A 6,076-nucleotide genomic window follows, 5' to 3' on the forward strand; every position below is an offset into this window, starting at 1 on the left:
CGGTGTCGTCGCTGATCAGCTTTATCGGGTCGCTCACGAAGCCGGGAGGTCTCAAGGACCAGGCGGCGACACTCAACAGTTCGTTCGCCCCCGGGCGGCCGTGGCTCGATCTCGCCTGGCAGCTGTTCGGGATCGCCACGGCCCTGGTGCCGGTCGCGCTCGTCGCGCATCTGCTGTTCAGGGAGGGCGTCGGTGGCCTGAAGGCCATCGGCTTCGACCGTACGAAACCCTGGCCGGACTTGGGGCGGGGTGCGCTGGTGGCCGCCGGGATCGGCAGTGCCGGGCTCGCGTTCTATCTCGTCGCCAGGGCCGCCGGGTTCAATCTGACGGTCGTGCCCGAGGCGCTTCCCGACGTCTGGTGGAAGTACCCGGTCCTGATCCTCTCCGCGGTGCAGAACTCCGTGGTGGAGGAAGTGATCGTCGTCGGGTATCTGCTGCGCCGGCTGGGCCAGTTGGGCTGGACGCCGATGGCGGCGCTGGTGGCCAGTTCGGTGCTGCGCGGCTCGTACCACCTTTACCAGGGGATCGGCGGCTTCGTCGGCAACATGGTGATGGGCGTGGTCTTCGTGCTGCTCTACCGGCGGTGGGGCCGGGTCGGCCCACTCGTCGTCGCGCACGCGCTGCTCGACATCGTCGCTTTCGTCGGGTACGGGCTGCTCGCCGGGAAGGTCGGCTGGCTGCCCACGGTGTGATCCACGCGGGGCCCACGGTGTGATCCACGCGGGGCTCGCGGTGTGATGCACGCGGGGTCCGCGGTGTGATCCACGCGGGGTCCGCGGAGTTTCGAGGGGCGTACGGCAGCAGCCGTACGCCCCTCGTGCGTCACGGACCGTGCCTCAGGGACTGGCGAGCAGTTCGCCGTCGATGACGGTGACCGCACGGCCGGTCAGCAGGACGCGGTCGCCGCGCAGAGCCGTCCGTACGAGACCGGAGCGGGCAGAGGCCTGCAGTCCGGTCAGCTCGTCGCGCCCCAGCCGGGCGGACCAGAACGGGGCGAGCGCGGTGTGCGCGCTACCGGTGACCGGGTCCTCGTCGATGCCGACGTTCGGGAAGAAGCAGCGGGAGACGTAGTCGTATCCGCGGCCCGGGTTCTCGGCCGGGGCGGTGGCGATGATGCCGCGCTTCGAGTGGGTGGCCAGGGCCGGGATGTCGGGTGTCAGGCCGCGTACGGTCGCCTCGTCCGCCAGCTCGACCAGCAGATCGCCGATGTGGTCGGCGGTGTCGTGGACCGAGAGCGGAGCCGCGTTGAGTGCCTTGGCGACGCCGAACGGGGCATCCGTGCGGGTCAGCGGCGAGACCGGGAAGTCCAGCGTGATCGTGCCGTCCTCATGTGCCGTCGCGGAGAGGATCCCGCACCGCGCCGCGAAGCGCACCGTGCCGGCCGCGGCCCCGGTGACGGGCAGGGCGCCGGTCGCGTGCAGGACGTGTGCCGTGGCCAGCGTGGCGTGACCGCACATGTCCACCTCCGCGGTGGGGGTGAACCAGCGCAGGGCCCAGTCGGCCTCGCCGCCGGCGGGCAGGGGGTGGGCGAAGGCCGTCTCGGAGAGGTTCACCTCCCTTGCCACGTTCTGGAGCCAGCTGTCGTCGGGGAACGCGTCGGTGTCCAGGAGCAGGACCCCGGCGGGATTGCCCGCGAAGGGCCGGTCGGTGAAGGCGTCGACGATTCGAATCCGCATGCCGCTGACCGTAGGGGGCCACTGAAGCCGCAGGCCAAGGCCAATTTCAGGGAGCTGGCCCGATCGGTGGTTGTCAACCGAAGAGTTCCGATATATCGTTGACGCATCGCGACAGATCAACGATGGAAGGAGCGTAGCGATGCGTTCACGTGGACATGGGTATGGACCCGGATCCGGGCAGGGCAACTGCGGACCGGGTCATCGTGGTCGGGGTGAATACGAAGGAGTCCGTGCCGCCTTCGGTCCGTTCGGGCCGGGGTTCGGCGGGCCGCCGTGGGGGAGCGGACGTGGTCGCGGAGGCGGCCGGGGGAGGGCGCGCCGCGGTGATGTGCGGGCCTCGATCCTGGCCCTGCTGAAGGACCGCCCGATGCACGGTTACGAGATGATCCAGGAGATCGGCGAGCGCAGCGGCGGGGCCTGGAAGCCCAGCCCGGGCTCTGTCTATCCCACGCTCCAGCTGCTGGAGGACGAGGGGCTGATCGTCAGCGAGAGCGAGGGCGGCAAGAAGCTGTTCACGCTCACCGACGCCGGGCGCACCGAGGCCGAGTCGGTCCCGGAGGCCCCCTGGGAGGAGGCGGGCCGTGGCATCGACTGGGATGCCATGAACGAGATACGCACCGCCGGCTTCGGGCTGATGGAGGCGTTCAGCCAGGTCTGGAAGACCGGAACCGCCGAGCAGCGGCAGAAGGCGATCGCGGTCATCGGCGAAGCGCGCAAGAAGCTGTACCTGATCCTGGCCGACGAGCACTGACGCACGGCAGGTGTGCGACGGCAGGTGTACGGGGGAAGGGTCCCGCCCGAGGCGGGGCCCTTCCGCCTGTCCGTGGGCTCAGCTCACCAGCCCGCCCAGCTTGCGCAGGGACTCGTTGAGGGCGGCGGTCGCCGAATCCTTGAGCTTGCCCGCCATCAGCGAGACGGCGGCGCCCGTGAACTCCCCGTCGATCCGGACCGTCGTGGTGTCACCGTCCGGGGTGAGTGTGTAGCGGTTGCCGACGAGGACGCCCATCGGCCCCTTGCCCTTGATGGCGAAGACCCGCTCCGGCTCCAGCTCCTCGACCGTCCAGGTCACTTCGGCCGGGAAGCCCATCAGCTTCATGTTCTCGGCGAAGGTGGCGCCGGTCGCGAGCGTGTCCGGGCCGCCCTGCGGGAAGCTCGTGTGGGTGGCGTTCCACTGGCCGTACGAAGCGAAGTCCGTCAACTGGGCCCACACCTTCCCGGCGGGCGCCTCGATGCGTGCCTCTGCACTGACCTCGGCCATACGACCACCCCTTCACGCGTTCTCGTTGGGCTCTGGTGTCGCGGAACGTAGCCGCGTGGCCGTGAACATTCAATACTGATGAACTGTCAGATTCTTACGGATGGGAGGACACCCGTGGCCGCGCTCCGTCAGGGGGAAAAGGGGTCTGATCTCATCCGTAAGGAGGAGAAACCGGCCGGGTGAGCCCAACCTCCGTGGGAGGCGCGAATGCTTCCACGCGGCGATGTCCGGACCGCGCGGGGCTGATGGGGTGGGAGTGTGCAAATCCCTGTCCCGCGGGTGCCCCAGCAGCCCGCATCCACCCGTGCCGGGACCGGCACCGGACTCACCGAGCAACTGGCCTCGGTCGTCGCGGGCGCGCGCCGGCGCGTGCTGCGGGACGGCGACCGCCAGATCGACACCGCCCATCTGCTGCACTCCCTGATCGAATCGGACCCAGAGGTGCGGAGCGTCTTCGACGGCGGGGCCCAGGTCGCCCGCGTGCTCGGCTACCTCGTCCAGCGGAGCATCGGTTACGGGCTGCGCTGGCAGGCGGCGGTCGAGGACTCGGGCGCGGTCCCCCTGGTCCGCGACCCCGAGTCGGCCGGCTGGTCGCCGTCGGTGGCCGCCGCCATGCAGGACGCGCTGGAGCGAGCCGCGCTGCGCGGGGCCTCGCGCGCCACCGGACTCGATCTGCTCGCCGCGATCGCTGCGGACCGCGAGTGCCGGGCCGTCGAGGTGCTGGCGCACGCGGGGGTCGATACCGCCCGTCTGACGGGTCGCATCGGGGAGCTGCCTCAACAGATGTAGAGGGGCTGCCTCAACAGATGTAGTGGGAGTTGTCTCAACAGGTGTCACGGATGTGACGCTCCTGACGCGGGCTGCCATGATGTGCGGATGCGCGCGTCTCAGGGAAGGAACGCCGGCCTGGGACTCGCCCTGGCCTCGGCGTTCGCGTTCGGTGGTTCAGGTGTGGCGGCCAAGCCGCTGATCGAAGCGGGGCTCGACCCGCTGCATGTGGTGTGGCTGCGGGTGGCAGGCGCCGCCCTCGTCATGCTCCCCGTGGCCTGGCGCCACCGTGACCTGCTGATACGCAGGCCGGCGCTGCTCGCGGGCTTCGGGCTGCTCGCCGTCGCCGGCGTCCAGGCCTGCTACTTCGCGGCGATCTCCCGGATCCCGGTCGGCGTGGCACTGCTCATCGAATACCTCGCTCCCGCCCTGGTCCTCGCCTGGGTCCGCTTCGTCCAGCGGCGGCCGGTCACCCGCGCCGCCGCAGCCGGAGTGGTCCTCGCCGTCGGCGGGCTCGCCTGCGTCGTCGAGGTCTGGTCCGGGCTGAGCTTCGACGCGGTCGGGCTGCTGCTGGCCCTCGGCGCGGCCTGCTGCCAGGTCGGCTACTTCGTCCTGTCCGACCAAGGCGGGGACGGCGCCGAGGCCCCGGACCCGCTCGGCGTGATCGCGTACGGACTGCTCATCGGCGCGCTGCTCCTGACCGTCGTCGCGCGGCCCTGGGGCATGGACTGGTCGGTGCTGGGCGGCAGCGCGAGCATGGGCGGTACGCCCGTCCCGGCGGCTCTGCTGCTCGGCTGGATCGTGCTGATCGCCACCGTCGTCGCGTATGTCACCGGCGTCGTCTCCGTCCGCAAGCTCTCTCCTCAGGTGGCCGGAGTGGTCGCGTGCCTGGAGGCGGTCATCGCGACCGTACTGGCCTGGGTGCTGCTCCGGGAGCATCTGTCCGGACCCCAGATCATCGGCGGTGCGGTCGTCCTGGCGGGCGCGTTCATCGCCCAGTCGTCCACGCCCAAGGCGCCGTCCGGGCCGGTGGCCGGGGGGCCGGGGCCCGCCTCGGGAGCCACCGAGGAGAGCTTGGCGTCCGGACGCGCCGCAGCGTAAGGTGTAACGATCATGCATTCGACCGTACTTCCGCCGCCCGCCGCGTAGCGCGGGCGGCCCACCGCTGACGAAGACCAGGTCCGGGGTGTCCTGTCCCCCGGGCGGTTCGTCGCTGCCCGTGTGCGGAGTCCAGCGGCCAACTGTCCTGTCTTCACGGCCCAGTGGGCCCCGGGGGACTGCCCCCGGACACTCAGCACGGAGACATCACGTGTCGAATTCCTCTTCCGCTGCTTCCCCTGCTTCCCCTTCTTCTGCTTCTTCCGTGTCTTCCGCCGTTTCCGGTTCTGCTGCCGTTTCCGGCCTGCCCGTCGGACGCAGCCTCTTCTATCTCGTCGTGGCCGGCGTGGCCTGGGGGACCGCCGGCGCGGCGGCCTCGCTCGTCTTCGAGTCCAGTGATCTCGGCCCGCTCGCCCTCTCCTTCTGGCGCTGCCTCGGCGGGCTCGTACTGCTGGGCGGCGCGCTCGCGCTGCGCAGCAGCCGGCGTACGAGGACCGCGCCCCGCGAGCCGCGCCGCCGCCGGCTGCTGCGCATCCTCGGTACGGGCATCGGCCTGACCGTCTTCCAGAGCGCCTACTTCGCCGCCGTCGAACAGACCGGACTCGCGGTCGGCACCGTCGTCACCCTGGGCGCGGGCCCTGTCCTCATCGCACTCGGCGCCAGGCTGACCATGGGGGAGCGGCTCGGGGGCGGCGGGATCGCCGCCGTCACGGGCGCGCTCACCGGCCTCGTGGTGCTGGTGCTCGGTGGCGAGGGTGGCACGGTGCGCCCGGTGGGTGTGGCGCTCGCGATGCTGTCGGCCGCGGGCTACGCGGCCATCACCCTGCTGACCCGGTGGCTGGGCCGGGACGGCGGCGGTGACGCGCTCTCCACGACCATGTGGACGTTCGTGGTCGGCGCGGTGGGACTGCTGCCCTTCGCACTCGTGGAGGGGCTGCTGCCGCAGACCGCGGAGCCCGTCCGGGTGCTGTGGCTGCTCGTGTACGTCGCCGCCGTGCCGACGGCGCTCGCGTACGCGCTGTACTTCGCGGGCGCCGCGGTCGTCCGGGCGGCGACGGTATCGGTGATCATGCTGCTGGAGCCGGTGAGCGCGGCGGTCCTGGCGGTGACCGCGCTGAACGAGCGGCTGACCACTGCGACCGTGGTGGGGACGCTGGTGCTGCTGGCCGCCGTCGTGGGCCTGGCCTGGCAGGAGGCACGCCTTGCGGCGGGCCGTCGCAGGGCGGCGGAACTGCTCGCCTGACATGAACGGAGGGCGGGCTCACACGGTCGTGTG

7 protein-coding genes are annotated in these 6,076 nt (G+C 71.1%); 5 read left to right on the forward strand and 2 right to left on the reverse strand.

Going from position 1 to position 6,076, the window contains the following annotated elements; all coding sequences use genetic code 11:
- A partial coding sequence (locus ACWGI8_RS37360; RefSeq protein ID WP_453667884.1) for a CPBP family intramembrane glutamic endopeptidase occupies positions 1–692 on the forward strand: 692 nt, incomplete at its 5' end.
- 144 nt (positions 693–836) lie between these two features.
- Here ACWGI8_RS37360 and ACWGI8_RS37365 read toward each other — a convergent pair.
- Complete coding sequence (locus tag ACWGI8_RS37365; RefSeq protein WP_453667885.1) at positions 837–1,676, reverse strand: PhzF family phenazine biosynthesis protein; 840 nt, start codon at positions 1,674–1,676, stop codon at positions 837–839.
- 139 nt (positions 1,677–1,815) lie between these two features.
- Here ACWGI8_RS37365 and ACWGI8_RS37370 point away from each other — a divergent pair, with 139 nt between their 5' ends.
- On the forward strand, positions 1,816–2,427 hold the full coding sequence (locus ACWGI8_RS37370) for a PadR family transcriptional regulator (RefSeq protein ID WP_453667886.1): 612 nt from the start codon (positions 1,816–1,818) through the stop codon (positions 2,425–2,427).
- A gap of 78 nt (positions 2,428–2,505) precedes the next feature.
- On the opposite strand, the gene ACWGI8_RS37375 is transcribed toward ACWGI8_RS37370, so the two are convergent.
- Positions 2,506–2,934: a type II toxin-antitoxin system Rv0910 family toxin gene (locus tag ACWGI8_RS37375; RefSeq protein ID WP_453667887.1), complete on the reverse strand. Its 429-nt coding sequence runs from the start codon at positions 2,932–2,934 to the stop codon at positions 2,506–2,508.
- A gap of 258 nt (positions 2,935–3,192) precedes the next feature.
- Here ACWGI8_RS37375 and ACWGI8_RS37380 point away from each other — a divergent pair, with 258 nt between their 5' ends.
- The 3 genes from ACWGI8_RS37380 (at position 3,193) to ACWGI8_RS37390 (ending at position 6,043) form a co-directional block, all read left to right on the forward strand.
- Positions 3,193–3,723, forward strand: a complete 531-nt coding sequence (locus tag ACWGI8_RS37380) for a Clp protease N-terminal domain-containing protein (protein ID WP_453667888.1) — start codon at positions 3,193–3,195, stop codon at positions 3,721–3,723.
- Positions 3,724–3,810: 87 nt separating this feature from the next.
- A complete protein-coding gene (locus tag ACWGI8_RS37385; RefSeq protein WP_453667889.1) occupies positions 3,811–4,803 on the forward strand; it encodes an EamA family transporter in 993 nt (330 codons plus the stop codon).
- Positions 4,804–5,065: 262 nt separating this feature from the next.
- The gene (locus ACWGI8_RS37390) at positions 5,066–6,043 is read left to right on the forward strand and encodes a DMT family transporter (RefSeq protein WP_453667890.1); all 978 of its coding nucleotides are present in this window, start codon (positions 5,066–5,068) and stop codon (positions 6,041–6,043) included.
- Positions 6,044–6,076: the final 33 nt, after the last annotated feature.

This window comes from Streptomyces sp. NPDC054841 (genome assembly GCF_053611045.1).

Coding starts and splice junctions, on each gene's coding strand:
- ACWGI8_RS37365 (WP_453667885.1), bottom strand. CDS start 1,676: ATGCGGATTCGAATCGTCGACGCCTTCACCGACCGGCCCTTCGCGGGC.
- ACWGI8_RS37370 (WP_453667886.1), top strand. CDS start 1,816: ATGCGTTCACGTGGACATGGGTATGGACCCGGATCCGGGCAGGGCAAC.
- ACWGI8_RS37375 (WP_453667887.1), bottom strand. CDS start 2,934: ATGGCCGAGGTCAGTGCAGAGGCACGCATCGAGGCGCCCGCCGGGAAG.
- ACWGI8_RS37385 (WP_453667889.1), top strand. CDS start 3,811: ATGCGCGCGTCTCAGGGAAGGAACGCCGGCCTGGGACTCGCCCTGGCC.